Source organism: Nocardiopsis sp. CNT312 (assembly GCF_000515115.1).
Lineage (GTDB): Bacteria > Actinomycetota > Actinomycetes > Streptosporangiales > Streptosporangiaceae > Nocardiopsis.
The window spans coordinates 1-26916 of the sequence record NZ_AZXF01000022.1; the positions used below are offsets into that span (position 1 = coordinate 1).

Annotated in this window: 27 protein-coding genes; 7 read left to right on the plus strand and 20 right to left on the minus strand. The window is 71.2% G+C overall.

The window, feature by feature from the left end:
* Positions 1-42: 42 nt before the first annotated feature.
* The 6 genes from B042_RS0111030 to B042_RS0111055 all read right to left on the minus strand — a co-directional run bounded on the left by B042_RS0111030 (position 43) and on the right by B042_RS0111055 (position 7778).
* Positions 43-1146 (minus strand): ISAs1 family transposase, encoded by a 1104-nt coding sequence (locus B042_RS0111030; protein WP_231493836.1) that lies wholly within the window; start codon positions 1144-1146, stop codon positions 43-45.
* A 491-nt stretch (positions 1147-1637) separates the two neighbouring features.
* Complete coding sequence (locus B042_RS0111035; RefSeq protein ID WP_028648337.1) at positions 1638-2162, minus strand: GNAT family N-acetyltransferase; 525 nt, start codon at positions 2160-2162, stop codon at positions 1638-1640.
* Positions 2163-2265: 103 nt separating this feature from the next.
* Entirely contained in the window at positions 2266-3600 is a 1335-nt protein-coding gene (locus tag B042_RS0111040) for a pitrilysin family protein (RefSeq protein ID WP_028648338.1), read from the minus strand.
* A 128-nt stretch (positions 3601-3728) separates the two neighbouring features.
* A complete protein-coding gene (locus tag B042_RS0111045; RefSeq protein ID WP_028648339.1) occupies positions 3729-6029 on the minus strand; it encodes a polyribonucleotide nucleotidyltransferase in 2301 nt (766 codons plus the stop codon).
* A 289-nt stretch (positions 6030-6318) separates the two neighbouring features.
* A complete protein-coding gene (gene rpsO / locus B042_RS0111050; protein ID WP_028648340.1) occupies positions 6319-6588 on the minus strand; it encodes a 30S ribosomal protein S15 in 270 nt (89 codons plus the stop codon).
* 242 nt (positions 6589-6830) lie between these two features.
* On the minus strand, positions 6831-7778 hold the full coding sequence (locus B042_RS0111055) for a bifunctional riboflavin kinase/FAD synthetase (protein WP_028648341.1): 948 nt from the start codon (positions 7776-7778) through the stop codon (positions 6831-6833).
* 196 nt (positions 7779-7974) lie between these two features.
* On the opposite strand from B042_RS0111055, the gene B042_RS22855 reads away from it, so the two are divergent.
* The 3 genes from B042_RS22855 (at position 7975) to B042_RS0111070 (ending at position 9591) form a co-directional block, all read left to right on the plus strand.
* Positions 7975-8850: an alpha/beta fold hydrolase gene (locus B042_RS22855; protein WP_051415632.1), complete on the plus strand. Its 876-nt coding sequence runs from the start codon at positions 7975-7977 to the stop codon at positions 8848-8850.
* Between the two features lie 39 nt (positions 8851-8889).
* Positions 8890-9168, plus strand: coding sequence for a hypothetical protein (locus tag B042_RS0111065; RefSeq protein ID WP_028648342.1), 279 nt, complete (start codon positions 8890-8892; stop codon positions 9166-9168).
* Between the two features lie 144 nt (positions 9169-9312).
* Entirely contained in the window at positions 9313-9591 is a 279-nt protein-coding gene (locus tag B042_RS0111070; RefSeq protein WP_081748732.1) for a hypothetical protein, read from the plus strand.
* Positions 9592-9639: 48 nt separating this feature from the next.
* Here B042_RS0111070 and B042_RS24950 read toward each other — a convergent pair whose 3' ends face one another.
* From B042_RS24950 to rimP, 9 genes are all read right to left on the minus strand, one after another.
* Positions 9640-9924, minus strand: a complete 285-nt coding sequence (locus B042_RS24950; protein WP_081748733.1) for a type II toxin-antitoxin system RelE/ParE family toxin — start codon at positions 9922-9924, stop codon at positions 9640-9642.
* The gene (locus tag B042_RS0111075; protein ID WP_028648344.1) at positions 9917-10210 is read right to left on the minus strand and encodes a type II toxin-antitoxin system Phd/YefM family antitoxin; all 294 of its coding nucleotides are present in this window, start codon (positions 10208-10210) and stop codon (positions 9917-9919) included. The genes B042_RS24950 and B042_RS0111075 overlap by 8 nt, the downstream gene beginning before the upstream one ends.
* Before the next feature lie 57 nt (positions 10211-10267).
* Complete coding sequence (gene truB, locus B042_RS0111080; protein ID WP_028648345.1) at positions 10268-11155, minus strand: tRNA pseudouridine(55) synthase TruB; 888 nt, start codon at positions 11153-11155, stop codon at positions 10268-10270.
* Positions 11156-11215: 60 nt separating this feature from the next.
* On the minus strand, positions 11216-11653 hold the full coding sequence (rbfA, locus tag B042_RS0111085) for a 30S ribosome-binding factor RbfA (RefSeq protein WP_028648346.1): 438 nt from the start codon (positions 11651-11653) through the stop codon (positions 11216-11218).
* Between the two features lie 2 nt (positions 11654-11655).
* Complete coding sequence (locus tag B042_RS0111090; RefSeq protein ID WP_028648347.1) at positions 11656-11952, minus strand: DUF503 domain-containing protein; 297 nt, start codon at positions 11950-11952, stop codon at positions 11656-11658.
* Between the two features lie 86 nt (positions 11953-12038).
* A complete protein-coding gene (infB, locus tag B042_RS0111095; protein ID WP_028648348.1) occupies positions 12039-15086 on the minus strand; it encodes a translation initiation factor IF-2 in 3048 nt (1015 codons plus the stop codon).
* 212 nt (positions 15087-15298) lie between these two features.
* Complete coding sequence (locus B042_RS0111100; protein ID WP_081748734.1) at positions 15299-15628, minus strand: YlxR family protein; 330 nt, start codon at positions 15626-15628, stop codon at positions 15299-15301.
* A 13-nt stretch (positions 15629-15641) separates the two neighbouring features.
* A complete protein-coding gene (nusA, locus tag B042_RS0111105; protein WP_028648350.1) occupies positions 15642-16664 on the minus strand; it encodes a transcription termination factor NusA in 1023 nt (340 codons plus the stop codon).
* A gap of 24 nt (positions 16665-16688) precedes the next feature.
* Positions 16689-17171 (minus strand): ribosome maturation factor RimP, encoded by a 483-nt coding sequence (rimP, locus tag B042_RS0111110; RefSeq protein WP_028648351.1) that lies wholly within the window; start codon positions 17169-17171, stop codon positions 16689-16691.
* Between the two features lie 381 nt (positions 17172-17552).
* Between rimP and B042_RS22860 the strand changes: the two genes are divergently transcribed.
* Positions 17553-18101: a hypothetical protein gene (locus tag B042_RS22860; protein WP_369797696.1), complete on the plus strand. Its 549-nt coding sequence runs from the start codon at positions 17553-17555 to the stop codon at positions 18099-18101.
* Positions 18094-18558, plus strand: a complete 465-nt coding sequence (locus B042_RS0111120; RefSeq protein ID WP_028648352.1) for a DUF4439 domain-containing protein — start codon at positions 18094-18096, stop codon at positions 18556-18558. Before B042_RS22860 ends, B042_RS0111120 begins: the two co-directional genes overlap by 8 nt.
* A gap of 52 nt (positions 18559-18610) precedes the next feature.
* Here the strand turns inward: B042_RS0111120 and B042_RS0111125 are convergent, their stop codons facing one another.
* Positions 18611-20347, minus strand: coding sequence for a proline--tRNA ligase (locus B042_RS0111125; protein ID WP_028648353.1), 1737 nt, complete (start codon positions 20345-20347; stop codon positions 18611-18613).
* A 171-nt stretch (positions 20348-20518) separates the two neighbouring features.
* On the opposite strand from B042_RS0111125, the gene B042_RS0111130 reads away from it, so the two are divergent.
* Both B042_RS0111130 and B042_RS0111140 read left to right on the plus strand, forming a co-directional pair.
* Positions 20519-21367, plus strand: a complete 849-nt coding sequence (locus B042_RS0111130; RefSeq protein ID WP_028648354.1) for a spermidine synthase — start codon at positions 20519-20521, stop codon at positions 21365-21367.
* A 726-nt stretch (positions 21368-22093) separates the two neighbouring features.
* On the plus strand, positions 22094-22444 hold the full coding sequence (locus B042_RS0111140) for a hypothetical protein (protein ID WP_028648355.1): 351 nt from the start codon (positions 22094-22096) through the stop codon (positions 22442-22444).
* A gap of 34 nt (positions 22445-22478) precedes the next feature.
* Here the strand turns inward: B042_RS0111140 and B042_RS0111145 are convergent, their stop codons facing one another.
* The 4 genes from B042_RS0111145 to B042_RS0111160 form a co-directional block, all read right to left on the minus strand.
* The gene (locus B042_RS0111145) at positions 22479-22778 is read right to left on the minus strand and encodes a Dabb family protein (protein ID WP_028648356.1); all 300 of its coding nucleotides are present in this window, start codon (positions 22776-22778) and stop codon (positions 22479-22481) included.
* A gap of 422 nt (positions 22779-23200) precedes the next feature.
* Entirely contained in the window at positions 23201-23470 is a 270-nt protein-coding gene (locus tag B042_RS0111150; protein ID WP_028648357.1) for a DUF6406 domain-containing protein, read from the minus strand.
* Positions 23471-23650: 180 nt separating this feature from the next.
* On the minus strand, positions 23651-25957 hold the full coding sequence (gene secA2 / locus B042_RS0111155; protein WP_028648358.1) for an accessory Sec system translocase SecA2: 2307 nt from the start codon (positions 25955-25957) through the stop codon (positions 23651-23653).
* Between the two features lie 133 nt (positions 25958-26090).
* On the minus strand, positions 26091-26705 hold the full coding sequence (locus B042_RS0111160) for an ATP/GTP-binding protein (protein WP_028648359.1): 615 nt from the start codon (positions 26703-26705) through the stop codon (positions 26091-26093).
* Positions 26706-26916 lie beyond the last annotated feature (211 nt).

Sequence of the window (26916 nt, forward strand, 5' to 3'; positions counted from 1 at the left end):
CAGGGCTGTTTCAAAGTCGGGTGAGGTCGGGATCAGCGCTGGTCACGCGAGTCCGAGAAGGTCGAGCGGGCGACTGAAAGCCTCGTAGGACACCCAACGCACCGCCTCGGGGATGCTCGTGTGCCCCAGCTCTGCCAGCAGCGGGATCACCAGGTTGCGCAGCATCGCCATGTTCTGCGGACCGTGCCCGGTCCGCACCCGCGAGGCGTCCTCGCCGAAGCTCACGTCCCGTACATGGTGTAGCGCCTCGATCCGCCAATGACCCCGCACCAGGCCCGCCAACCGGGCGGCGTCGGCCCGCTCGGCGGGCAGGCTCGTGATGACGTAGGCGTAGGTGCGCCGCACCCGCCCGGTGGCCGCCTCCTTGACCCACCGGTGCACCCGCAGCACCTGCGCCGCGTGCGGGAACGCGATCCGGGGTGCGGTGAGCACCTTGACGGTGCGCCTCTCGACCCGCCCGTGTGCGCGATCGGTCTCGGTGGACAGGGCGGGCGCCTTCGCCCATGGAAGCGCTTTGACCTGTGCGAACAAGGTCGGCTGGTTGCCTTTGACGGTGAACACGTAGTGGGCCTTGCGCTCGCTGACCAGGTGCCGGGCGGTGTCGGTCTGGGTGTGCAGCGCGTCTGCGGAGACCACGCTGCCCTCGATGTCCAACCCGTCAAGGACGTCGGCGAGCGCGGGGATCTCGCTGGTCTTGTCCGCTACCCGGATCTGGGCGGCGACGTGCCCGGCGGGGGTCATCGCGGCCAGCAGGTGCACGGCCTGGGAACGGCGGGTGCGCGAGCCGCGCACGCTCTTGCCGTCAATGATGAGCACAGCCAGGTCGGCGGCGGTGGTCATGCGGGTCAGGGCGGCAGGATCCAGGCTGGTCAGCACCCGTCGGATGGTGGCCGTCGAGGGGGCGGTGCGCACTCCGAGTCCGGGGCAGGTGGTGCGGGCTCCCAGACGGGCCAGGGTGCGTGGGGGTGCGTTGGCCGCCCATTGGCCGATCGCGGTCAGGGAGCGGGCTCCGGCCAGCACCGCGCACAGACAGACCAGGACGATACAGCCCAGGCGGTGGCGGCGGCCCCGCCGGTCGCGGGGATCGGCTTCTTCCTCGGCGGGCGCGGACAGGGCGGGGGAGGGCATGGCAGACTGGGGGTGCAACGGAGTCCTTGTGAGGCCAGGGGTGTGGAAGTTCCTGACCTTCTACCAGGGCTCCGTTGTTGTGTTCAAGGCACCTTCCTCACGCTGGAACGCTTCTGTGACCAGGAGCGATGCCATCGATCACCGACTTTGCAACACCCCTGCGTGCCATCGGGGCACGGACGGTGGTTGTCCTTGGGACCGGGCAAGAAGCTAGCAAGACCACACACAAAACAAAATGGTGACGCAGAACACACCATGCGGCACGCAAGCGTGCGACATGCGCCTTAAGGCTGATAAGAGGTACTCAGAACCATCATGGCCGCATCCGGCCATCCATCGGATGTTTGAATGGATTCAAAATCGTGGAGATGTGGCCGAGCCATAGGGAATCGCAGTTCAGGGCCACGACTGGAGAGAGGCCTTCGCCCTCATACGGGTCGACCCCTGTGCTGGTGCAGGGGTCGGGGCTGAGTTCTGCACCAGCACAGGGGTCGACCACCCCAAGAACGTCAGACCTCCGGGCTCTCCGCCACACCGAGCCTCCCGAGATCGAGGCGCTCGGCCCGGCGCGCGAGCAGGTACAGGTGTCCGGCACTGCGGTCCTGCTCCTTGACCAGGACGAACCCCTGGGTCTCGTAGTACGCGACCAGTTCGGGGAAGAAGCAGCCGCGCCGAACCCACTTTCGGCCCTGCCGCGCAGCCCGGTCGACCGCCCACAGGGCGATCAGCGTTCCGGGCCCGGCCTCCCGGTATGCGGGATCGGTCACGGTGGTGAACAGGTACAGGCTGGGCTCCGCAGCCTCTTCGGCGGTCCAGTCCTTGGGCGGCGGCTGGGTCATGACCGTGGCGCATCCGACGATCCGGCCCTGGGCCTGGAGCACCCACATGGAGCCGCTCGCGGCCTGCCCGGCGAGGTCGTCGACGTTCTCCCGCCACGATTCCAAGCCGCGCCGTTCCATCCAGTCGCAGCGCGCCGCGATCATCGACACCACACCGGCTGTGTCGGCCCCGGTGGCGGGGCGCACGGTGAACACGGATCGGCCTCCCAACGGTTGAAGAACACCCGAACACCTGCTTCGAACCGAAGGTGGCCGGGGCGGCGCCGGGCCTTCCCGGCCCGGCGCCCCGGCCGCCGCACTAGAACGCGCGGTTCTCGTCGTAGGGGCCGATGACGGCCAGCGCGCGGGGGCGGGCCAGCAGCTCGGCGGCGACCTCGGCCACGTCCCGCTCGGTGACGGCGTCGAACAGCGCCAGGTCCTCGTCCACGGACATGTGGCGGGGGTGGTTGAGCTCGTGCCCCAGCAGCCGCCCCATGCGGGCGTTGGTGCTCTCGTTGGCCAGCACCCACGCGCCCTGGATCTGGCCCTTGGCGCGGGTCAGCTCCTCTGAGGTGATCCCGTTGGCGGCGGCCTTGGCCAGCTCGTCGCGGCACACCCCGATGACCTCGTCGGCCTTCTCCGGCAGGCAGCCCGCGTAGACCTGGAACAGGCCCGTGTCGGCGTAGCCGATGTGGTAGGAGTGCACGGAGTAGGCGAGGCCGCGCTTCTCCCGCACCTCCTGGAACAGCCGGGAGGACATGCCCCCGCCCAGCGCGGCGGTGAGCAGCCGCAGGGCGTGCCAGCGCCCGTCGGTGCGAGGCAGCCCCTCCGAACCGAGGATGATATGCGCCTGCTCGGTCTCGCGGGACACCACGACCGTGCCGTCGTGGACCCCCACCCGGGCACCGGCGGTGCGGGGGCGGGCGGGGCGGGCGTCCCCGGCCGCGGCCAGCTTCTCGGCGAACATCCCCCGGACCAGCTCCACCACCCCGTCGTGGTCCAGGCTCCCGGCGGCGGTGACGACCAGCTCACCGGGGACGTAGGCCTCCCGGTACTGCTCCATGATCCGGTCCCGCGACAGGGCGCGGATGGTGTCGGCGGTGCCGAGGATCGGCCGCCCCAGCGGGCTGTCGGCGAAGAAGTGCGCGGCGAAGACGTCGTCCACCAGGTCGGCGGGCTCGTCCTCGTACATGGCGATCTCCTCCAGGATCACGCCGCGCTCGGTCTCCACCTCGCCCTCGTCCAGGACCGAGTTGGCCACCATGTCGCCGACGACGTCGACGGCCAGCGGCAGGTCCCGGTCCAGCACCTTGGCGTAGTAGCAGGTGTGCTCCTTGGTGGTGTAGGCGTTGTGGTCGGCACCCACCCCGTCCAGCAGCGAGGAGATCTCCAGTGCCGAACGGGTCCTGGTCCCCTTGAACAGCAGGTGCTCCAGGAAGTGCGCCGAACCGGCGTGCCTGCCGTCCTCGTCGCGCGAACCCGTGGTGGCCGAGATCCCGAAGGCGGCCGAACGGCCGCCGGGGACGTCCTCGGTGACCACCCGCAGGCCGCCGGGGAGCACGGTCCGCCGCACCAGCCCCGATCCCCCCTCGGGCTCCAGAAGGGTGAGGGTGGTGTCCGGCTCCTGCTCGGCTGCGATGGGGACAGAACTCATGGGTCCTTCTTCTCGTCGGGTACGCCGGGGGCGCCTGTCGCGCACGCCCCACCGGTCCAGCAGAGCATACGCGCCGGGGGCGGCCGCACCCCTGGTGCGACCGCCCCCCAAATCTGACTTTTTCCTGATCAGGTGTTCTCGGAGCGGCCCCCGGAGGAGCGGCGGCGACGGCGGCGCGGAGCCCCGCCCTCCTTGTCACCCGAAGCGTCCTCGTCGGAGCCCTCGGCGGGGTCCTCCGCCGAGGCGGCGACGGCTGCGGCCTCCTCCACGACCTCGACCGGGGCAAGCGAGAGCTTGCCGCGGTCGTCGATCTCGCGGATCTCGACCTGGATCTTCTCACCGATGCCGAGCACGTCGTCGACGTTCTCGATCCGCTTGCCGCCGTGCAGCTTGCGGATCTGCGAGATGTGCAGCAGGCCGTCCTTGCCGGGCAGCAGCGACACGAACGCGCCGAACGTGGTGGTCTTGACCACGGTACCGAGGTAGCGGTCGCCGACCTCGGGCATCGTCGGGTTGGCGATCTGGTTGATCGTGTCCCGGGCCGCCTCGGCCGAGGGGCCGTCGGTGGCGCCGATGTAGATCGTGCCGTCGTCCTCGATGGTGATCTCGGCGCCGGTGTCGTCCTGGATCGAGTTGATCATCTTGCCCTTGGGGCCGATGACCTCGCCGATCTTCTCCGTGGGCACCTTCACCGTGAGGATGCGCGGAGCGTTCGGGCTCATCTCGGCCGGGCGCTCGATGGCCTCCTGCATCACGTCCAGGATGGCCAGGCGGGCACCGCGGGCCTGCTGGAGGGCGAGGGCCAGCTGCTCAGCGGGGATGCCGTCGAGCTTGGTGTCCAACTGGAGCGCGGTGATGAGCTCGCGGGTGCCGGCGACCTTGAAGTCCATGTCGCCGAACGCGTCCTCGGCTCCGAGGATGTCAGTGAGCGTGACGAACTCGTCGCCCTCACTGATCAGGCCCATCGCGATGCCCGACACCATCTCCTTCAGCGGCACGCCGGCCGCCATCAGGGACATGGTGGAGGCGCAGACCGAACCCATCGAGGTGGAGCCGTTGGAACCCAGCGCCTCGGACACCTGCCGGATGGCGTAGGGGAACTCCTCGCGCGAGGGCAGGACCGGGAGCAGGGCCCGCTCGGCGAGCGCGCCGTGCCCGATCTCGCGCCGCTTGGGTGAGCCCACCCGGCCGGTCTCACCGGTGGAGTAGGGCGGGAAGTTGTAGTTGTGCATGTAGCGCTTGGTCTTCTCGGGGTTGAGAGTGTCGACCATCTGCTCCATGCGCAGCATGTTCAGCGTGGTGACGCCCAGGATCTGGGTCTCACCGCGCTCGAACAGGGCGGAGCCGTGCACCCGCGGCAGCACGCCGACCTCGGCGCTGAGCGAACGGATGTCCTTGGGGCCGCGGCCGTCGATGCGGACCTTCTCGCGCAGCACGCGCTCGCGCATGAGCTGCTTGGACAGCGACCGGAAGGCGGCGCCGACCTCCTTCTCACGGCCCTCGAAGGCCTCGCCGACCCGCTCCGCCGCGAGCGCCTTGACGCGGTCCAGCTCACCCTCGCGCTCCTGCTTGTCGGCGATGGTCAGAGCCTTGGACAGCTCCTCGCGGACGGCGGACTCAACGGCCTGGTAGGCGTCCTCCTCGTAGTCGAGGAAGATCGGGAACTCGGCCGTCTCCTTGCTGGACTGCTCGGCGACGGCGGCCTGGGCCTTGCACAAGACCTTGATGAAGGGCTTGGCGGCCTCCAGGCCCTCGGCGACGGTCTGCTCGTCGGGGCCGACGGCACCCTCGGCGACCAGCTTCAGGGTGCGCTGGGTGGACTCGGCCTCGACCATCATGATCGCGACGTCGCCGTCCTCCAGAACGCGCCCGGCGACGACCATGTCGAAGGTGGCGTCCGCCAGCTCGGTGTGGGTGGGGAAGCCCACCCACTGGCCCTCGACGAGGGCGACGCGCACGCCGCCGATGGGACCGGAGAAGGGGATGCCGGAGATCTGTGTGGACATCGAGGCCGCGTTGATGGCGACGACGTCGTACAGGTGGTCGGGGTGCAGCGCCAGGATCGTCTCGACGATCTGGATCTCGTTGCGCAGGCCCTTCCTGAACGACGGGCGCAGCGGCCGGTCGATCAGGCGGCAGGTGAGGATGGCGTCCTCGGAGGGACGCCCCTCGCGCCGGAAGAAGGAGCCGGGGATGCGGCCCGCGGCGTACATGCGCTCCTCGACGTCCACCGTCAGGGGGAAGAAGTCGAGGTTGTCCTTGGGGCGCTTCGAGGCGGTGGTGGCCGACAGGACGACGGTCTCGTCGTCCAGGTAGACCGAGGCCGAACCGGCGGCCTGCTGCGCGAGCCTGCCGGTCTCGAAGCGGATGGTACGGGTGCCGAAGCGGCCGTTGTCGATCACGGCCTCGGCTGAGAACACGCCCTCCATGGGCGACCTCCTACTACACGTTGTGGGGCGCACTCGCGTGGAAGCGGTGCGCTGGTCCTCGCCCGCGTCGTGCCTCGGAAGTGATGACGGCCGGTCATCGATCGAAGTCCACGGCGCCCCTGAGAGGCGTGCCGGAGACCACTACCGAGGACCGGCCCCTGTGGCCGAGGAAGGATCACGGGACCTGTCTGTCTATGCTTCTGTGCGCGCACGGGACCGGGCCCCGCACGTGTCACACCCTACTCCCAACGAAGGGGCGGGGGCAGCCGAAACCACCCCCGCGGCCACATCAGCGGCGCAGGCCCAGGCGCTCGATGAGCGAGCGGTACCGGGTGATGTCCTGCTTGGCGATGTACTTGAGCAGGCGGCGGCGGCGGCCGACCATCAGGAGCAGGCCGCGACGGCTGTGGTGGTCGTGCTTGTGGCCCTTGAGGTGCTCCGTCAGCTCGGTGATGCGGTGCGTGAGCAGCGCGACCTGGACCTCGGGAGAACCGGTGTCACCCTCGCCGGTGCCGTACTCGGAGATGATCTTCGCCTTGGTGGCGGTGTCGATCGACACAGCGCTCCATTCTTCGTCAGCGGTACGCGGGACCCCCCGGACGGGGCCGGGGGCAGACGCGGTGACCGCGCGTACGAACAGTCACCGTCGCGTGTGTCGTGCGCGGGCCCGCCGCAGACGGCGTGGGCGCACCGCGCTCCCCGCCGACGGCCCCTCCGGGAGGAGGGACGGAGGCAGGGCACACGTGGACGGACCCACTCTACCCCAAAGGGTGAGGCCACGCACCGACCCGCCACCGTCCGTCACCGCACGAGCACCTCGCGGCAGCGGTCGACGTCGCGGTGCATGGCGGCGATCAGCTCTTCCAGGCTCGCGAACTTCTCCTGGCCCCGGATCCGCTCGGTGAAGTCCACCGCCATGTGCGCGCCGTACAGCTCCAGGTCGTTGCGGTCCAGGGCGTAGGCCTCGACCGTGCGCTCCGTGCCGTCGAACTGGGGGTTGGTGCCCACCGAGATCGCCGCGGGCCACCGCGACTCACCGCCCCCCTGCACGGGGGCGGTGTGGCTGAGCCAGCCCGCGTACACGCCGTCGCCCGGCACGGCCGTGTCCGGAGCGAGGTCCATGTTGGCGGTGGGGAAGCCGAGCAGCTCGCGGCCGCGCGCCGCGCCGTGCACCACCTCGCCCTCCACCCGGTGCGGGCGCCCCAGCAGCAGCGCGGCCTCGGCGACCGCACCCTCTGCGAGCAGGGCGCGCACGCGCGTGGAGGTGATCGTGCCGCTGTCGGCGACTAGGCGCACCCCGTCGACGGTGAAGTCGTACTTGCCGCCGAGCTCCTCCAGAACCGGCACGTCGCCGGCCGCCCGGTGCCCGAAGCGGAAGTCCTCACCCACCACCACGGCGCGGGCGCGGAGCCGGTCGACGAGCGCGCGCTGGACGAACTCCTCGGCGGTGAGCGCGGCCAGTTCGGGAGTGAACGGCAGCACGCACACCTGGTCGGCCCCCTGCTCCTCCAGCAGGTCGGCACGCCGCCCCACCGGGGTGAGCACGCCCGGACCCGCCCCGTGCAGGACCGCCTCCGGGTGGGGGTCGAAGGTCATCACGACCACCGGGACCCCGAGGTCGCGCCCCCGCCGCCGCGCGGTCCCGACGATCGCCTGGTGGCCGCGGTGCACGCCGTCGAAGACACCGACCGCCACCACCGAACGGCCCCATCCGGAGGGAACGTCCTCCAGCCCTTCCCAACGCCCCACCAGTGGACTCCCCTCGCACCTGTTCGTGAACGACCGCAACGCACACTATCGGCACGCGCCGGGTCCCCCTGAATCCAGGGTGCCACCGCCGCGGGCGCTCCGTGCACGCGGGCACCCGTAGCGCCCGCGGCGGAGACCGTCCGCCCTGAGCGGACAGGGGTCGACCCGGCCACCGCCCGGCCGTAGCGTCCCCTCCATGACGCGCATCGACATCGGCCGGACCGTACTGGGCTACGAGGAGAGGGGCGAGGGCCCGCCGGTGGTCCTCGTGCACGCGGCGGTCGGGGACCGCCGTATGTGGGACCACCAGTTCACGGCGCTGGCCGAGCGCCACCGGGTGGTGCGCTACGACTGGCGCGGCTACGGCGAGTCGGACGACGCCTCCGGGGCGGTCGCCCACCACGAGGACCTGCTGGCCCTGATGGACGCGCTGGACATCGAACGCGCCGCCCTGGTGGGGGCGTCGATGGGCGGCGGGTTCGCGGTGGACGCCGCCCTGACCTCGCCGGAGCGGGTGAGCGCCCTGGGGCTGGTGTGCGCGGCGATGACCGGGCGGCGGTGGCCGGAGAGCTTCGTCACGGCGGCGGGCCGGGCCATGGCCGACGCGGTGCCGCCCGAGCGCCTCGCGCGGTACCGGCGGGGGCACGCCGACCCCGCCCCGGAGGATGTGGCGGCGGTGGCGCGGGCCCAGGCCCGGTTCTTCGTGCTGGGGCCGCACCGGAGCCCGCGGGACCTGCCCGAGGGGATGTGGGAGCGGCTCCTGGAGCTGTACCGCGCCACCTTCCAGCGGATGTGGAGCGGCCCGCCCGCCACGGAGGCGCCGCCCGAGCCGCCCGCCGAGGGCCGCCTGGCGGAGGTGGCCGCACCGGCCCTGGTGGTCAAGGGAGGCCGGGACGTACCCGAGATCCAGGAGATCTCCGACGTGTACGCCGCGGGCCTGCCGGAGGCGCGCCTGCTCGACCTCCCCGGATCGGGGCACATGCCGTCGATGGAGTGTCCCGCCGAACTCACCGGAGCCCTGGCGGACTTCCTGGCCGGGCACGGGCCCGGCGTGTGGGAACGTCGTCCGTGACACTCAACCGGCGGCGGGAGCACCTCGGGAGGATCGGCCGTGGACGAGAAGCGACTCGAAGAACTGGCCCGGTCCTACGACCACCACGACCTCGGCGAAGAGATCGCCCGGGGAGAACTGAAGCGGCACGAACCGGTCCCGGCGGACCGGTTCGTGGTCGTCCCCTCGATCCGGCTGCCCAAGCCCGCCATGGACCGGGTCCGCGCGGCGGCGTCGGCCGAGGGTGTCGATCCGGCCGTGCTCATGCGGCGGTGGATCGAGGAGCGGTCGACGCTGTGGGAGGAGTCGGAGGACACCGGGCCGCGCACCGGCTCGTGACACACGCCCGGTTCATCGGCGGGCCGCACGCAGCGTGTCCCGCATGGACTGGAAGACGCCGAAGGGCGCCATCACACCAATGGTCCCCCAGAGAGGACCGGACGGACCGATGCCACCCGGCACTCTCCCCGGGACCGTGGCGGCATGCTGGATAGCATCGGTGGTATGGGACGTGGCAGCGAGCAGCACTCTGTGCCTCTGCCCGAAGACATCGGGGAAGAGGCACGCACCCACAGCGGACCGTTGGGGCCGTCCTCCTACGCCACGGAGACAATCCGGCGCAAGATCGAACAGGACCGTCTCGGGGAACTACTGGCTGCCATGGAGACCGAGCACGGATCCGTCTCTGACGAACGCATCCAAGCGGTGCTCGACAGGATCGACCGATCCTATGTGGAACAAGGGATCCAAGCCACTCCCTGACCACCGAGAACGCCGAAGGGCACCACCGGCATGGTGTGATTCCAACGGTCAGCGCCTCCCCGAATAACGATAGGCGTCAGCCCTGCCCTGAATATCGAGGACGATAACCGTGTGCGCCTCATCGTCGATCCGGTAACGCACACGGTATGTGGAACGGCGCGCCACCCACTGTCCACGGAACGGGACTTGAAGGGGTTTCCCCACCCGTCGAGGCGCGGATCGAAGATCCCCGTCCACCAACTCCCACACAGCCGAGGCGATCTTGACCGGGAGTTCCTCCATAAGCGCGCGGCGAGCAGGCCGGGCCAGAACAAGGTCGTACCGGTCACTCATGCCTGACCTCACGTTCCACTCGCTCCCGCAGGAGTTCGGCCATCTCCTCAGCAGTCGTTACATCGCCCGCTTCAAGTGACTTCTCGGCTTCACGCAGCCGCTCCTGCTCCTCCGGGCTCTCCAAAAGAGCGAACGTCTCCATGAGCGACTCGTAGTCGTCCACGGAGATCACCACGGCAGAAGGCTTCCCGTTGCGCGTGATGGTGATGGAGTCGTGGGTTCTCTCGACGGCATCGATGATCTTGGACAGCTTGTTTCTGGCTTCGGCCAGCGGCAGCATCATCATGTACATGATTCTAGCCACAATGAGGGTTCATGTACATGATAAGCGCCAATAAACAGGTCAGGCGGGGTCGAAGACGACCACCGGCTTGGTGTGGTCCCGGCGGTTCTCCCCCAGCGCCACCACGCGGCCGTCGGGCGCGAACAGCCCCACCGGGCCGCCGCCCGGACCCTGCACCGCGATCCGGTTGCCGTGCCGGATCCGCCCCGTCTCCTCCTCGGTCAGCTCCCGCGCCGGGAACGCCGCCGCCACCGCCAGAGCCAGCGGGACCTGCGTGAACTCCTCGGCGAGCTGCTCCAGGGTGCGGGCCTGCGCCAGGTCGTAGGGGCCCACCCGGGTACGGCGCAGCGCGGTCAGGTGGCCGCCCACCCCCAGGTCGGCACCCATGTCACGGGCCAGCGACCGGATGTAGGTGCCGCTGGAGCAGGTCACCTCGGCGTCCACGTCCACGAACACGCCGTCGGCGTCCGCCACCCTGCGCACGTCGGAGACGCTGAAGGCGCTCACCGTCACCTCGCGTGCCTTGAGCGCGACCTCCTTGCCCTCCCGGGCCGACTTGTAGGCGCGTTTGCCGTCCACCTTGATCGCGCTGACCTGCGGCGGCACCTGCTGGATCCGCCCGGTGAGCCGGGCCGCGGCCTCGCGGACGTCCTCCTCCAGGACCCCGGAGGCGTCCGTGCGCGCCCCCGGCTCGCCCTGGGCGTCGTCGGTGTTGGTGGCCAGTCCCAGCCGGACGGTCGCCTCGTAGACCTTCTCGGTGAGCGCGAGGTGGCCCAGGATCTTGGTGCCCTTCTCGATCCCCAGCACGAGCACGCCCGTGGCCATCGGGTCCAGCGTTCCGGCGTGCCCCACTCTGCGGGTGCGCGCCAGTCCGCGGGTCTTGGCGACCACGTCGTGGGAGGTCCAGTCGGCGGGCTTGTCGACCACCAGGACACCGCTCTCGGCCATGGCTCTCCTCGAAAGAAAGGGGGGCGGCGGCGCGGTGGCACCGCCGCCCGAACGTTCGCCCTACTCGTCCTCTTCGGTTTCGCGGGGGGCCTTGTAGGGGTCGGCCTCCCCGGCGTGCCGGGCCCCGGTGGCCTTCTGGGCCACCTCCTCGTCGGACCTGCGCGCCTGGGCGAGCAGCTCCTCGATGTGCTGGGCGTTCTGCTGCACCTCGTCGAAGACGAAGGTCAGGCTCGGCGTGTGCCGGATACCGGTCTGGCGGCCCACCTCGCTGCGGATCAGGCCCTTGGCACTCTCCAGGGCGGCGGAGGTACCCGCCTTCTCCTCGGGCGAGCCGAACACCGTGTAGTACACCGTGGCGTCCCGCAGGTCGGCGGTGATCCGGGCGTCGGTCACCGTGACGAACCCCAGGCGGGGGTCCTTGACCCGCCGGTCCAGCATCTCGGCGACGATGCGCTGGATGCGGTCGGCGATCTTCCGCGCGCGAGCGGCGTCAACCATGGTCAGTCTTCCTCTTCGTTGAAGAGCCGCTGCCTGGCGGACAGCAGCTCCAGTTCGGGACGGCCCGCGACGAACCGTTCACAGGAGTCCATGAGCTCCCGGGCGTGCGCGGCCGTCGACGAGACCACCGCCACACCGATCCTCGCCCTGCGGTACAGGTCCTGGTCGGCGGTCTCGGACACCGACACCGAGAACTTGCGGCGCAGGTCGGCGATGACCGGGCGCACCACCGAACGCTTCTGTTTGAGTGAACGGACGTCCCCGAGCAGGACGTCCAGGGACAGCGCCCCAACGTACACGTGGATCACCTGTGGGTGTGTGAGCCGTCAAAGGAGGGGCCCCGGCCTCGCGGCCGGGGCCCCAGTGGGATCAGACTCCGCGAGGGTCAGTCGCGGGGCTTCTCCTGCATCTCGTAGGTCTCGATGACGTCTTCGAGCCGCAGGTCGTTGTAGCCGACACCGATACCGCACTCGAAGCCCTCGCGGACCTCGGTCGCGTCGTCCTTGAACCTGCGCAGCGACTCCACGGTGAGGTTGTCGGAGATGACCACCCCTTCGCGGATGAGCCGCGCCTTGGCGTTGCGGCGGATGAGGCCGCCGCGGACGATCGAACCGGCGATGTTGCCGATCTTGGGCACCTTGAAGACCTCGCGGATCTCGGCGCTGCCGAGCTGGACCTCCTCGTAGACCGGCTTGAGGAGACCCTTGACGGCGGCCTCGACCTCGTCGATGGCCTTGTAGATCACCGAGTAGTACCGGATGTCCACGCCCATGCGGTCGGCGAGCTCGCTGTTCTTGCCCTCGGGCCGAACGTTGAAGCCGATGATGATCGCGTCGGCGGAGGACGCCAGGTTGATGTCGTTCTGCGTGATCGCACCGACACCGCGCCCGATGACCCGGATGGCGACCTCGTCGCCGCCGGAGTCGATCTTGAGCAGCGACTCTTCGAGGGCCTCGACGGAACCGGACATGTCACCCTTGATGAGGAGGAGCAGCTCGGAGCGCTCGCCCTCCTTGAGGCGGTCCTGCCAGGTCTCCATCGTGACCCGCCGCGCCGACTTCGCCTGCTGGGCGAAGCGCTCGCGCGCCTCGCGCTGCTGGGCGATCTGCCGGGCCACCCGGTCGTCCTTGACGACCAGGAAGCTGTCGCCGGCGCTGGGCACGTTGGTCAGGCCCAACACCTGCACCGGGCGGGACGGCTCGGCGCTCTGCACGTTCTGGCCGTGCTCGTCGAGCATGGCCCGCACACGGCCGTAGGCGTCGCCGCAGACGATCGAGTCGCCCACGTCCAGGGTGCCGCGCTGGACGAGCACCGTGGCCATCGAACCGCGGCCGCGGTCCAGGTAGGCCTCGATGGCGATGCCCTGCGCGTCCATGTCCGGGTTGGCCTGGAGTTCCAGGGCCGCGTCGGAGGTCAGGACGATCGACTCCAGCAGGGAGTCGATGTTGGTGCCCTTGAGCGCGGAGATGTCCACGAACTGGACGTCGCCGCCGTACTCCTCGGCCACCAGGCCGTACTCGGTGAGCTGCGCGCGGACCCGCTGCGGGTCGGCACCCTCGACGTCGATCTTGTTGACCGCGACGACGATCGGCACCTCGGCCGCCTTGGCGTGGTCGATGGCCTCCGCCGTCTGCGGCTTGACGCCGTCGTCGGCCGCCACCACGAGCACCGCGATGTCGGTGACCTTCGCACCTCGGGCACGCATGGCGGTGAACGCCTCGTGGCCGGGGGTGTCGATGAAGGTGATCTTGCGGTCCTCGTCCTCCACCCGGGTGGAGACCTGGTAGGCACCGATGTGCTGGGTGATCCCGCCGGCCTCGCCGCTGACGACGTTGGCCTTGCGGATGGTGTCCAGCAGTCGGGTCTTACCGTGGTCGACGTGACCCATGACGGTGACCACCGGCGGACGCGGACGCAGGTCCTCGTCGCCGCCCTCGTCCTCACCGAACTCGATGGAGAAGGACTCCAGCAGCTCGCGGTCCTCGTCCTCGGGACTGACGACCTCGACCGTGTACTTGAGCTCCTCGCCCAGCAGTTGCAGGGTCTCGTCCGGCAGCGACTGGGTCGCGGTGACCATCTCGCCCAGGTGCATCATCACCTGGACCAGCGACGCCGGGTTGACGTCGATCTTGTCGCCGAAGTCCGACAGCGAGGCACCGCGGGACAGGCGGATCACCTGGTTGTTGCCGCTCGGGATCTTGACGCCGCCGAACGACGGGGCCTGGAGGTCCTGGAACTCTTGGCGCCGCTGCTTCTTGGACTTGCGGGAGCGCCCGGGACGACCGCCCGGACGGCCGAACGCGCCGGCCGTGCCGCCACCGCGCCCGCGACCGCCGCCACCGGGACGGCCGCCGAACCCGCCGGGACGGCCGCCGCCGCCACCACCGGGACGCGGACCCGCGGGGGCTCCCCCGCGGCCGCGGCCGCCACCGGGACGTCCGCCCCGGCCACCGCCCGCGGGGGCGGCCGGACGGGACGCGGGCATGTTCATCGGACTGGGACGCGGACCGCCGGGACGCGGGGCACCGCCACCCGGACGGGGACCGCCGCCGGGACGCGGGGCACCGCCGCCGGGACGCGGAGCACCGGAGGCGCCACCCGGGCGCGGGGCGCGCTGGTCGCCGCCCTGCGGGCCCGGACGCGGACCGCCCGGACCGCCCGGACCACCCGGACGCGGACCGGGACGGGGTCCCGGACGCGGAGCGCCGGAGGCGCCACCCGGGCGCGGGGCGCGCTGGTCGCCGCCCTGCGGGCCCGGACGCGGACCGCCCGGACCGCCCGGACCGCCCGGGCGCGGGCCCGGACGCGGAGCGTTCCCGCCCGGACGCGGGCCCGGACGCGGAGCGGTCGGCTTGGACCCCATGCCGGAGGCGTTGGACGCGAACGGGTTGTTGCCCGGACGCGGGCCGGTGGGACGCGGACCGCGGCCGCCCTCGGAGCGGCCCGCGCGCTCGCCGCGCTGCGGACGCTCACCACGGCCGCCCTGCGGGCCGGGCTTGGGCGCCGCGGGACGCGCACCGGCGTCGCCGCGGGGCGCCTTGGGCCCCGGCTTGGGCGCGGCCGCCCGCGGAGCCGCCTGGCTCTTGGGCGCTTCGGCCTTGGCGGACTCACCCTTGGGCGCTTCGCTCTTGGGGCCGGGCTTGGGCGCCGCGGGGCGCGGTCCCGGCTTGGGTGCGGGCCCCGGCTTGGGCGCGGCCGCGCGTGTGGATCCGGACGCGGCGGAGCGCGGTCCCGGCTTGGGAGCCGAACCGCTCTTCTTCCCACCGCCCTGGGATCCGTCGTTGAAAGCCTCTTGCAGGCGTCGTACGACCGGTGCCTCTATCGTCGAGGACGCCGAACGGACGAATTCGCCCATCTCGTTGAGCTTGGCCAGGACGGCCTTGCTCTCTACTCCGAACTCCTTGGCGAGTTCGTACACCCGGACCTTCGCCACTACTCTCCTTCAGCTTCGGTCCGGGACATGGGCACGTGCCGGACCGTTGTCAGCTCGAGTTACTCATCGCTGCGTACTCATCAGGCGCTCATCGCAATCTCGACCTGCTTCCTCATCGCTACACAACAATGGGCCGGTTGTGCGTGCCGACACAGCACGGCACGCCGACCTCGGTGAGTACAACACCGACGGTCGGCTCAGACATTCCAACCCTAACCGGAACCGGGCACGGTTCCGCCACTCGGGGCGGAGCCGATCAGTGCCTCCACGCGGGAGAGGTCCCACTGGCCGGAGCCGTGGGCGCTCCGCTCCCTGAAGGCCCGCGACCACACTCTGCGACGCACGGCGAGCTCCAGGCAACGCCGGTCGTCGTGCAGGTAGGCACCGCGCCCTGGAAGACGGCCCCGGGTGTCGGGCGTGATGACCGTGCCCTCGGCCACCAGCCTCACGAGGCCGGACTGGACTGCCCGTGACCGGCACCCCACGCACGTGCGCACGGGTCGGCCAAGACCGCCTTCCTCCACCCTATCGCGTCGTGACACGGGTTCGATCCGATCAGTCGGCCACCGGAGCGCCGTCGGCGTCCGCGCCGGGCCCGTCGGCCCCCTCCGCCGTGTCGGCGTCGGGCTGGGCGTCGGAGCGGATGTCGATGCGCCATCCGGTGAGTCGCGCGGCCAGGCGGGCGTTCTGCCCCTCCTTGCCGATCGCCAGGGACTGCTGGTAGTCGGGGACGATCACGCGGGCCACCTTGGCGGCCATGTCCAGGATCTCCACCGAGTTGACGCGTGCGGGCGAGAGCGCGTTGGCCACGAACACGGCAGGGTCGTCGGAGTGGTCGACGATGTCGATCTTCTCGCCGTGCAGCTCGGCCATGACGTTGCGGACGCGGCTGCCGAGCGGGCCGATGCAGGCGCCCTTGGCGTTCACGCCGCCGCGGTTGGAGCGGACCGCCATCTTGGTGCGGTGCCCGGCCTCGCGTGCGATGGAGGCGATCTCGACGGTGCCGTCGGCGATCTCGGGCACCTCCAACTGGAAGAGCTTGCGCACCAGGTTGGGGTGGGTCCGCGACAGGGTCACCGACGGACCGCGGTGGCCCTTGCGGACCTGCACGACGTAGGCGCGCAGCCGCTCGCCGTGCGTGTAGGTCTCCGTGGGCACCTGCTCCTGCGGGGGCAGCACGGCCTCCAGCCTGCCGAGGTCGACCAGCACGTTGCGGGGATCCCGGCCCTGTTGGATGATGCCGGAAACGATGTCGTGCTCGCGCCCGGCGAACTCGCCGAGGGTCATCTCGTCCTCGGCGTCGCGCAGGCGCTGGAGGATGACCTGCTTGGCGGTGGAGGTCGCGATGCGGCCGAACCCGGAGGGGGTGCCGTCGTACTCGCCGACCGTCTCGCCCTCCTCGTCCAGCTCGGCCACCCACACGGTGACGTGGCCGCTGGAGCGGTTGAGCTCGACGCGGGCGCGCTTGTCCGCGCCCTCCTCGCGATGGTAGGCGATCAGCAGGGCGTCCTCGATGGCCTTGGCGACCAGCTCGACCGAGATGTCCTTCTCGCCCTGCAAGCTGCGCAGGACACTCATGTCAATATCCACGGGGCTCCCCCTCTAGTCCGCCGCGTCGGCGTCGGTGTCGCGGCGGAATTCCACCTGCACCCTGCCCTGGGCCAGTTCGGCGTGGGCGAAGGTGCGGGGCTGACCCTCGATCTCCAGGGTGACCCCCTGGTCGTCGGCGCCGGTGATACGGCCGGTGACCTCTCCCCCCTCGGCGAGGGCGGCCTTCACCAGCCGGCCGCGGTTGCGTCGCCAGTGCCTCGGCTGTGTCAGCGGCCGGCTCACGCCGGGCGAGGAGACCTCCAGGTTGTAGGGCAGCTCGCCCATGACATCGGAGGATTCCAGGGCGCCGTCGACGTCCTGGGTGGCCTCGCCGATCGTGTCCAGGTCAACACCGTCGTCGGAGTCCACGATCACGCGCAGTACCCGCTTCTTGCCCGCGGGCGTGAGTTCGACGGCCTCCAGCTCCAGCCCGGCCTTGGCCAGGACCGGCTCCAGCAGCTCGGCGATGCGCTCCTCGCGCGCCTGCGCTCCCATGTCGTGTTGCCCCTCCAACAGCGAAATCCCGCCCGCTCGGCCTGAGCCGTCGTGTACGGGGCGGTCCAGCTCTGTACGTAGTCTGCGACGTGTGGGTCCGCCTCCGGGAAGGCGGACCGGCCGCCCTCGCGTGTGAGGTGCGGTCGTGCTGCAAGGGTATCCACACCTAGGAGCGTTCCAGGTCCCCCGAAGCGGCCAGGGCGCGTCGGCGGACGCCGGAGCACCCGTCGGAGCGGGGAGCGGGGGCTCCTTCCATGGAAGGATAGGCTCCGGCCGCGTGAGGGCGGCCGTCGCTTGCGAGCTGCGAGAACCGCGCCCCTGGCGCGGGACACGGGAGGAGGCCGGGTGGGCCGGGATCGGGGCGGTGTCAGCCGCCGTGCCATGCTGGGTGCCGCGGCGGCCGGTGCCGCCTTCGGCCTGGCCGGATGCGGCCGGGTGGACTGGTACCCGCGGGAGGTGGCTCCGGAGGAGTACGTCCTGCGGTCGGTGCTCCGGGAGAAGGAGCGGACGGTGGCCCGCTACGAGGCGGCGCTGGCCGGCGGCGACCTCCCCGAGGAACTGCTGCGCGGTGCACTGGAGCGCCACCTCTCCCACGTGGACGCGCTCACGGAGGCCCTGCCGGAGGACTCCCTCGCGGCGGCCGACGGAGGGGGCGGGGCCTCCGGAGGGACGGCCGCCGCCGTCCCCGAACCGGAGGGGGTCCTGGACGCGGCCGGGCTGCGCGCGCTGGAGGCCGCCGCCGCGAGCACGCGCATCGACCAGGCCCTGGACGTCTCCGACCCGGGTATCGCGCAGTTGATCAGCGGGATCGGTGCCTGCGAGGCCGGACACGCCTACCTTCTGGGCCGCCTCGAAGGGGCCGGGGACGAAGAGGAGGGCGGCCCCGGGGACGGCGAGGCCGACGGGGAGGAAGAGGTCGCGGATGTCTGAGACTCCCGCTCCCGTGGAGGGCGCACGCACAGCGGAGGGCACGGGTGTGGCGGAGGAGGCGCTGGCCGAGGCGCTCGGCGCGGAGCACGCGGCGGTGTACGGGTACGAGTTCGTCCGGGGTGCCGCCGGTGACGAGCAGCGGCGCGACCGCGCGTTGACCCACATGGACCACCACCGGGAGACACGCGACGCGCTGCACGCGGCTGCCGTTGAGCGCGGCTTCGGGCCGACCCCCGCCCGCCCGGCCTACCCGCTGCCCGAGGAGCGCGGCGACGCGGTCCTGGACGGCTACGCCGTGGGGCTGGAGAGGGCTGCCGCACGGGCGTGCCTGTGGCTTTCGGCGTCCGGGGACGCCGGGCTGCGCGCGCTCGCGGCCCGGGCCCTCCAGGAAGCCGCCGTGCGGGCGCTGGTGTGGGGCGGCGAGCTCGACGCCCTGCCCGGGTTCGACGAGGCGTGACCGCCGGCCGGGGACGCCGCGGACCTTCTGCGCGCGGCGTCCCCGGAGGGACTCACGCCTTGCAGGCGGCCTCGGCCCGGTCGACGACATCGGCCAGGGCGATCTCCTCGCGCTCGCCGGTGGCGCGGTCGCGCAGCTCCACGATCCCGTCCTTGAGGCCGCGGCCGACGATGACGGCGGTGGGGATGCCGAGCAGTTCGGCGTCGGTGAACTTCACCCCGGGCGAGACGCCCTTGCGGTCGTCCACCAGCACGCGCAGGCCGCGCGCCCGGAGCTCCCCGGCGATCCGCAGCGCCTCCTCGATCTGCTCGCCCTTGCCGGTGCCCACCACGTGGACGTCGGCCGGGGCGACCTCGCGCGGCCACACGATGCCCTTGTCGTCGTGCGACTGCTCCACGATCGAGGCCACCGCGCGGGAGACGCCGATGCCGTAGGAGCCCATCGTGACCCTCGTGGGCTTGCCGTCGGGGCCCAGGGCGTCCACGGCGAAGGCGTCGGTGTACTTGCGGCCCAGTTGGAAGATGTGGCCGATCTCGATGCCGCGCGCGGTGTAGAGCGTGCCCCGGCCGTCCGGCGAGGGGTCGCCGTCGCGCACCTCGGCGACGTCGATGGTGCCGTCCGGGGTGAAGTCGCGTCCCGCGACCAGGTCCAGCACGTGGTGGTCGGTCTCGTCGGCGCCGGTCACCCAGGAGGTGCCGGTGACCACACGCGGGTCGACCAGGTAGCGGACCTTGTTGTCGATCAGGGCGCGCGGGCCGATGTAGCCCTTGGCCAGGAAGGGGTGGGCGGCGAAGTCGGCCTCGTCGAGGAGGGCGACCTCGGCGGGCTCCAGCGCGGCCTCCAGGCGCTTGAGGTCCACCTCACGGTCTCCGGGCACGCCGACGCCGAGCAGCTCCCAGTCCTTCGCGCCGGGCTCGCGCGTCTTGACCAGCAGGTTCTTGAGGGTGTCGGCCTCGCTGAAGTCGCGCCCCAGGCCGGCGGCGTTGAGAAAGTCCACCAGTGTGCGGATAGTGGCGGTGTCCGGGGTGTGGTGGACCCGGGCCTCGGGCAGCCCCTCGACCGGGAGCGCGGACGGCGCGGGGGTGGCGACGGCCTCGACGTTGGCGGCGTAGTCCGATCCCGTGCTGCGCACGAAGGTGTCCTCGCCGGTGGCGGCCACGGCCAGGAACTCCTCTGAGGCCGACCCGCCCATGGCCCCGGAGGTGGCCGAGACGACCACGTACTCCAGGCCGAGGCGGTCGAAGATGCGGATGTAGGCGGCGCGGTGGGCGTCGTAGGAGGCCTGGAGGCCCTCGTCGTCGATGTCGAAGGAGTAGGAGTCCTTCATGTGGAACTCGCGCCCGCGCAGCACCCCGGCCCGGGGCCGCGCCTCGTCGCGGAACTTCTCCTGGATCTGGTACAGGACGACGGGGAAGTCCTTGTAGGAGGAGTACTCGCCCTTGACCAGGAGGGTGAACAACTCCTCGTGGGTGGGGCCGAGCAGGTAGTCGGCGCCCTTGCGGTCCTTGAGGCGGAAGAGGGTGTCGCCGTATTCGGTCCAGCGGCCGGTCGCCTCGTAGTACTCCTTGGGGAGCAGGGCGGGGAGGAGGACCTCCTGGGCGCCGATGGCGTCCATCTCCTCGCGCACCACCCGGGACACGTTCTCCAGGACCAGCTTGCCCAGGGGCAGCCACGAGTAGACACCGGGGGCGGCCCTGCGCACGAACCCGCCGCGCACGAGGAGCTTGTGGCTGGGCACCTCGGCGTCCGCCGGGTCCTCGCGCAGGGTGCGCAGGAACAGGGTCGACATCCGCAGTAGCACGGCCACTCCTCGTTGCTGGCGCCCGGCGGGCGCGCTGTGGGGACACTCGGAAGACCCAGGTTAGTGCCCTCGGGAACGGGGACGTGCCCTCGGGAGCACACTGCACCGCGTTCGAGAAACCGGCCCTAGTCTGGGTTGGAGCGAACGGAGGTCGGGGCCATGGGCGGACGGAGGGTGCGCGAGCGCGATCGGGAGGAGGACACCGGGGTGCCGGGGGCGGAACTGCTGGCCGACGCCGACCGGGCCGACTCCTGGTTCCTGGTGGTGGAGGGAACGCCGCAGTCACACGTGGACCTGTCCGACCCCGCCTACCTGGACTTCTCCTACGTACGGCGGATGGCGCACGCCGCCGACCTGGTCGCCCCGGAGGGCGAGCCGGTGGAGGCCCTGCACCTGGGTGCCGGGGCTCTCACCCTGGCCCGCTACATCGCGCACACCCGACCGGGTTCGGACCAGCGTGCGGTGGACATCGACGCCCCGCTCGTGGAGATGGTGCGCCGTCGGCTGCCCTGGGACCGGCGTGCCCGGCTGCGCGTGGGGATCGGCGACGCCCGGGAGTGGATCGCCGCCCGCCGTGACGCGAGCGCCGACCTGGTCCTGTCCGACGTGTTCTCGGGGGCGCGGACCCCGGCGAAGCTGACATCGGTGGAGTTCTACGCAGAGGCAGCGCGGGTACTGCGCCCCGGAGGGTTCCTGGTGGTGAACGTCGGCGACGGGCACGGCCTGGCGCACGCGCGCGGCCAGGCCGCCACCGCGCGGGAGGTGCTGCCGCACGCCGTGCTGACCGCCGATCCGGGTGTGCTGCGCGGACGCCGGTTCGGCAACCTGGTGCTGGTGGCGGGACACCGGCCGCTGCCCGCCGACGAGCTGGGGCGCCGGGCGCACCGCGACCCGGAGATGGCGCGCCTGGTGGAGGGGCGGGACCTGGACCGATTCACGTCGGGCCGGGCGCCGGTCCGCGACGCCGACGCCGTGGACTCCCCCGCTCCCCCAGAAGGGGTGTTCTAGGCGGCGGCCGTACTCCCCGGGGAGTAGGCACGGCATGGGAGCCCCTTCCTGGAGACGACGCGCCTCCCCGAGGTGCGGGCCGTACTGTCGGTGGTGCGGCCGCACGACTTCCCAGGCCCGTGCGCGCCGACGCCCTGAGGTTCCGGCGGTGGTGTGGAGGGTGCTGGCGCCGATGGTTCCGGTCATGTTCCTCGGGCAGGTTTGGCTCTACCAAATGACGCGCCGCCCGGTGCCCGGTCCGGGTCTCTTCGCTTGAGTCCACGCGGAGACACCGCAGGTCGCCCCGGTTCCCGGGGGCCGCACGGCGACCGCTCTGCCTCGGCTGGCCGCACGTCGTTCCGGCGTGGCGGGTTGTCACGGCGGCGCACAGGGCACCCCTGGCCCTGGGACGCGCGCCCGTGATGCCCCTCCCGTCACCGGGAAGGGAACCGGCACCGTCGGCACGGGTACCGCCGAGACCCCGAGGAGGAATCGTGACCGACACACCGACCACTCTCCCCGCCCTGGGCGGGTGCAGCTGCGGCTCCGGGTGCAGCTGCGGCTGCCAGAGCGGCAGTTCCTGCAGCTGCGGGGGCGCCTGCTGACAGCGGCGCACCGCGGTCGGGCCGCCTCTCCCCTCGGGGGCGGTCCGCCGGCGGCCGTCGCGCGTAACGCGACAATCAGCGATGCCGCCTATACCCTGTGTAACATCGCGAGGTTGCGCGTCCACGCGTTGGGAGATCAGCGATGGCATCGTTCACCACTCCGACGCCGCGGGGTGGGGCCCCCTCCGAGCACGCACGGCTGCTCCGGTGCGTGCAGGGGATCCGGGACCGCTCGACCCGCGCGGTGCCATGGGAGCCGGACACCGTCGGCCTCCCGAAGGCGCGTTCGTCCAGTGCGCTCTCCCGGATCAACGACGTCGCCTTCTACGCGAACGCGCGCGCGGAGGTCACCGCCCTGGCTGGGGTCTGCCTGGACCTGCTCCTCCTCCACCGCCCCGGGGAGGGCGACACGCCCGACGGGGACGGATGCCTGGGCTGCTACCTGTCCTGGCCGTGCCCGACCTTCGGGGAGATCTCCCGGCTCCTGACCTGACCCCGGCGCGGCCACCGCGGGCGGGGGACGGACTCTAGGCCGGGAGGCGGAACTGGACGGCGGCACGCCCGGCGAGCATCGGGCGGATGACCTTCAGCGCGGCCTGGTGCGCGGGGTGGTCGCGGTAGGCGGCGAATCCGGCCTCGTCGTCGAGGTCGGCCACCACGGCGAAGTCGTGGCGGCCTTCACCCAGTCCCAGATCAGGCCCGAAGGCGTAGGAGCGCAGGGCGGGAACGGTGCCGGGCAGGCCGGCCAGGAGCGCCTCGACCTCGGCGACCTGGGCCTGTGTGACGTCGTCCCGCCACGAGAAGAGTGCGATGTGTCGGATCCCCATACGGGAGAACCTATCCCCTCCGGCCTCCCGAGGGGGGCGGGACCAGGCCCAGGGGCGGGGGACAGCCCCTGGGACCGGCCGGAGCGGTGGGGCGCAGCGGCCCGCCGGCCCACGAGGGCATGCCCTCCGAGACCTCGTGCGCCCGGCACGGGGCGCGCCCCACCCCGCCGACGTTAACGAACAGGCGATAACGCGAACACCCTCCAATGGGTAACCGGAATGTCTCGATCACCCGAAACCGACACTCAAGGGAAACACCGCACACATAGGAATCGGCCGACTCCGCTCCGCGCCCGGACCCCGAACGCGGCGGGAAGCGATCGGAAGCCACCCCCTCCCGAGCAGCGGGAACGAAAACGTGTCAGGGGGTTGCTATTCCTATCCGAAAACAAGGAAAAGGCCCCGGTTTCCGGGGCCCGCGATCAACTGATCCGTGTCGCCAAGAGATACGCCGTGGGCGCGTCGGCGTCGACGATATCCGTGACTTTCCAGGCCCGGCCGCCAACGGTGAAGACATCGCCCACACGGACGTCGATCATCGGGGTGGGGCGCCACTCTTTGGGACCGCCGATCTTGGCGACAGGCTCGCCGTCCTCGGCGATCCAGAACTGACCACCGCCCACTGGACCGCCCTCGAAACGATCGTTTCTCCCGTAACTGATCTTCTCCTGCTCGCCGATCTCATGAACCACTGTGGCCTCAGTCTCACCGTCTCGGATTCCGTTGAAAACTCCGCCATGTTAACCCGGAACCGGCAATGCCACACCGAACCTTCGGGCCGCATCGACATTTCGAACGAAGGATCTGACAAAAGTAATGCGCGGGCGGGACTTTGGTCCCGACCCGCGCACCCGCCGAAACAGCGGCCCCGGTCAATCGCCGTTGGAGGATCCCCTGCCGCCCTTGAGCCGGCCCACCAGGGTCTCCAGTGCGGAGCTGAACGGGTGGTCATGCACCATGTACGTCCACGTCATGGACGGGCGCTTGACCCCCACGTCGCCGACGTCCAGCCCGCCCTCGCGCACCTCCAGTTCGGCGAAGCTGTCGGCGGCCCGCTCCCGGGCCTCGTCCAGGAAGCCCTTGAAGACGGGCACCGCCTCGCGGTTGAACTCGTCCAGCGGGTCCCTGCGGCCCAGGAACCTCAGGTGGATGCCCTCCCGCAGTTCGGACAGGAAGGCGTTGTGGTCGGTCCACCCGCGGTCCAGGTGGTAGAGGGTGATCAGGCGGGCCGCCTGCGCGACCTCCTCCCCGCCGAGCTCCTCGACCAATGCGGCGTGGCGCTCCCTGCGGTCGGCGGCGATGGTGCGGTCGCCCTCGTCGCCGGTCAACACCTTCTCCCGGTGCTCCAGGACCACGTCGCGCTGCACGTCGATGAGCTGGTTGTAGCGCCACGTGTTGCGGTGCACTTCCAGCAACTGCCCCTCGGAGACCCGCTGGGCGTGGTCGACCTGGGCCAGCCACCCCTCGTCGGTGATCTCACCATCGTCCGCGGTCCGGTACCCGGTGGTCTCCGAGGCGTGGTTGACCAGCAGGTCGTCGTCCATGCTGACGAAGAAGACGGAGTCGCCGGGGTCGCCCTGGCGCCCCGCACGCCCCCGCAACTGCCCGTCCAGGCGGCTGCTGGGGTAGCGCCCGAACCCCATGACGTAGAGACCACCGGTGTCCACCACGCGCTCGCGGTCGGACATGTCGCTGCCGCCCAACCGGATGTCGGTGCCGCGCCCGGCCATCTGGGTCGAGACCGTGATCGCCCCGTAGGTGCCGGCCTCTGCGATGATCGACGCCTCGTCGGCGTCGTTCTTGGCGTTGAGGACCACACACTCCAGGCCCGCCTCGGCCAGACGCCCGGCGAGCACCTCCGACTCGGCCACGTCCTGCGTGCCGATGAGGATCGGACGGCCCGTCCTGTGGACCTCCTCGACCCGTTCGACGAGCGCGTCCTCCTTCTCCTCGCGCGTGGCGTACAGGCGCGTGCCGTGGTCCTCGCGCACACACGGCTTGTTGGAGGGGATGACGGCGACCTCGAGTTCGTAGAACTCGCGGAGCTGCTCGGCCACGGCCATCGCCGTACCGGTCATGCCCGCGTGCGTGGGGTAGCGCAGCACCAGGGACTGGACGGTGATGGAGTCGAGCACCTCGCCGGTCTCGCTGAGGGCCACCTTCTCCTTGGCCTCGACCGCGGCCTGGAGCCCGTCGGGCCAGCGCTGGAGCAGCGCGATCCGACCGCGGGACTCGTTGATCAGGCGCACCTCGCCGTCGCGCACGACGTAGTGGACGTCGCGCTGGAGCAGGACGTGGGCGTGCAGCGCCAGGTTGACCTGAGGGAGGACAGTGGTGTCGTCCTCGGAGTAGAGGTCCACACCGCCCAGGGCCTTCTCCACCGCGTCGATACCGGCGTCGGTGAGCTGGACGTTGCGGCCCTCGCCGTCGACCTCGTAGTGCAGTCGCGGGCTGAGCGTCCGGACGACGTCGGCCATCTCCACGTCCGCGGCCACGCTCTCCGCCGCCCCGGCGAGCACCAGGGGGACGCGCGCCTCGTCGACCAGCACGGAGTCCGCCTCGTCGACGATCGCGACCTCGGGCACCGGGACGACGCGGTCGGCGATCTCGGTGACCATGCGGTCACGCAGGACATCGAAGCCGAGCTCGCTGACGGACACGTAGGTGATATCGCACGAGTAGGCCTCGGCGCGCTCCTCGGGCGCGGAGTCCTCGTTGATCCACCCGACGCTCACACCGAGCATGTCGTAGAGCGGACGCATCCACTCCGCGTCGCGGCGCGCGAGGTAGTCGTTGACGCTCAGGACGTGCACCCGCTTGCCGCGCAGGGAGAACCCGGCGGCGGCCAGGGCGCCCGCGAGGGTCTTGCCCTCACCGGTGGCCATCTCCGCGACGCGGCCGTCGAGCAGGGCCATCGTGCCGAGCAGTTGCACGTCGAAGGGGCGCTCGTCCAGCGCGCGCCGCGCGGCCTCACGGCCCACAGCGCACAGCGACACGAGGTCGTCACGTTCGTAGGGAAGCTCGGCGTTCCCGAGTTCGATGGCCCGTTCCGTCAGCTCGTCGTCGCCGAGCTCACGCAGACCATCCTCCTCGGCCTCGATCGCCGGCAGGAGCTTGGTATAGGGCCGCAGGTCCACCGCTCCGGGTTTGCCCAGGAGTCGGCGTACGCTTTCCGCCATTCGTCCGAACACCACGCCAGGGTAACGCCGGGCGCAAGCCCTCGCTTCCCCCGCACCCCTGAGCCGTCCGGTTCACAGGCCACGGCTGGAAGCGGCACGAGGACGGTGGCGGGCCTGGGGCGGCGAAACACAACTAGACGGGTTGGCGGACCGAGCGCTGCCGGGACTCCACGACCATGGCGTGCTTGACGAGGGTGACCAGCACCCCCACGACCGAGTTGCGGTCGCGGGCGTCGCAGTGGACGACGGGCACGTCGGGGGTGAGGTCGAGGGCGTCGCGCAGGTCGTCGGCCGTGTAGGGGCTCTCGGGCGAGAAGTCGTTGACCGCGATGACGAAGGGGATTCGGTACTGGCGCTCGAAGTAGTCCAGTGCCTGGAAGGTGTCCTCCAGGCGCCGGGTGTCGGCCAGGACCACGGCACCCAGAGCACCTCTGACCAGGTCGTCCCACATGAACCAGAACCGCTGCTGTCCGGGGGTCCCGAACAGGAACAGCGTCAGGTCGGTCTCCAGGGAGATACGGCCGAAGTCCATCGCCACGGTGGTGCTGGTCTTGTCCGGCGTGTGGGAGAGGTCGTCGACACCGGCGCTGGCCGCGGTGACCGCGGCCTCGGTCCGTACCGGCGGGATCTCGGAGACGGCGCCGACGAAGGTGGTCTTGCCGACCCCGAACCCGCCGGCCACGATGATCTTCGTGGACAGTCCGGTCACTGTTCGGCCGTGGCTGGCGTTGCTGGCTGCGTGGATCACCGTTGGGTCCTCACGGGAAGAGCCGGGAGTGCGGCCGGGGACCCGGATCACCGGGGCCGGGCCGTGGAGGGCAGGGCGCCCCGGATCCGAACCGCGGCCGGGGGCACCGTGCCTGGAACCTAGCACCGGATCACCGTCGGTGAGGGCGTTTCGGGAGAGAAAGACGCACAGGGACGGGAATCGCGTGCTTCGCCCCGTCCCCGACGGCAGT

What these genes read in the sequence shown, in the direction of transcription:
- B042_RS0111040 (WP_028648338.1), bottom strand. Translation starts at nt 3,600, where the DNA reads ATGAGTTCTGTCCCCATCGCAGCCGAGCAGGAGCCGGACACCACCCTC.
- B042_RS0111045 (WP_028648339.1), bottom strand. Translation starts at nt 6,029, where the DNA reads ATGGAGGGCGTGTTCTCAGCCGAGGCCGTGATCGACAACGGCCGCTTC.
- B042_RS22855 (WP_051415632.1), top strand. Translation starts at nt 7,975, where the DNA reads ATGACGCGCATCGACATCGGCCGGACCGTACTGGGCTACGAGGAGAGG.
- B042_RS0111070 (WP_081748732.1), top strand. Translation starts at nt 9,313, where the DNA reads ATGCTGGATAGCATCGGTGGTATGGGACGTGGCAGCGAGCAGCACTCT.
- B042_RS24950 (WP_081748733.1), bottom strand. Translation starts at nt 9,924, where the DNA reads ATGAGTGACCGGTACGACCTTGTTCTGGCCCGGCCTGCTCGCCGCGCG.
- B042_RS0111075 (WP_028648344.1), bottom strand. Translation starts at nt 10,210, where the DNA reads ATGATGATGCTGCCGCTGGCCGAAGCCAGAAACAAGCTGTCCAAGATC.
- truB (WP_028648345.1), bottom strand. Translation starts at nt 11,155, where the DNA reads ATGGCCGAGAGCGGTGTCCTGGTGGTCGACAAGCCCGCCGACTGGACC.
- rbfA (WP_028648346.1), bottom strand. Translation starts at nt 11,653, where the DNA reads ATGGTTGACGCCGCTCGCGCGCGGAAGATCGCCGACCGCATCCAGCGC.
- nusA (WP_028648350.1), bottom strand. Translation starts at nt 16,664, where the DNA reads ATGAGTGTCCTGCGCAGCTTGCAGGGCGAGAAGGACATCTCGGTCGAG.
- rimP (WP_028648351.1), bottom strand. Translation starts at nt 17,171, where the DNA reads ATGGGAGCGCAGGCGCGCGAGGAGCGCATCGCCGAGCTGCTGGAGCCG.
- B042_RS22860 (WP_369797696.1), top strand. Translation starts at nt 17,553, where the DNA reads ATGCTGGGTGCCGCGGCGGCCGGTGCCGCCTTCGGCCTGGCCGGATGC.
- B042_RS0111120 (WP_028648352.1), top strand. Translation starts at nt 18,094, where the DNA reads ATGTCTGAGACTCCCGCTCCCGTGGAGGGCGCACGCACAGCGGAGGGC.
- B042_RS0111125 (WP_028648353.1), bottom strand. Translation starts at nt 20,347, where the DNA reads ATGTCGACCCTGTTCCTGCGCACCCTGCGCGAGGACCCGGCGGACGCC.
- B042_RS0111130 (WP_028648354.1), top strand. Translation starts at nt 20,519, where the DNA reads ATGGGCGGACGGAGGGTGCGCGAGCGCGATCGGGAGGAGGACACCGGG.
- B042_RS0111140 (WP_028648355.1), top strand. Translation starts at nt 22,094, where the DNA reads ATGGCATCGTTCACCACTCCGACGCCGCGGGGTGGGGCCCCCTCCGAG.
- B042_RS0111145 (WP_028648356.1), bottom strand. Translation starts at nt 22,778, where the DNA reads ATGGGGATCCGACACATCGCACTCTTCTCGTGGCGGGACGACGTCACA.
- secA2 (WP_028648358.1), bottom strand. Translation starts at nt 25,957, where the DNA reads ATGGCGGAAAGCGTACGCCGACTCCTGGGCAAACCCGGAGCGGTGGAC.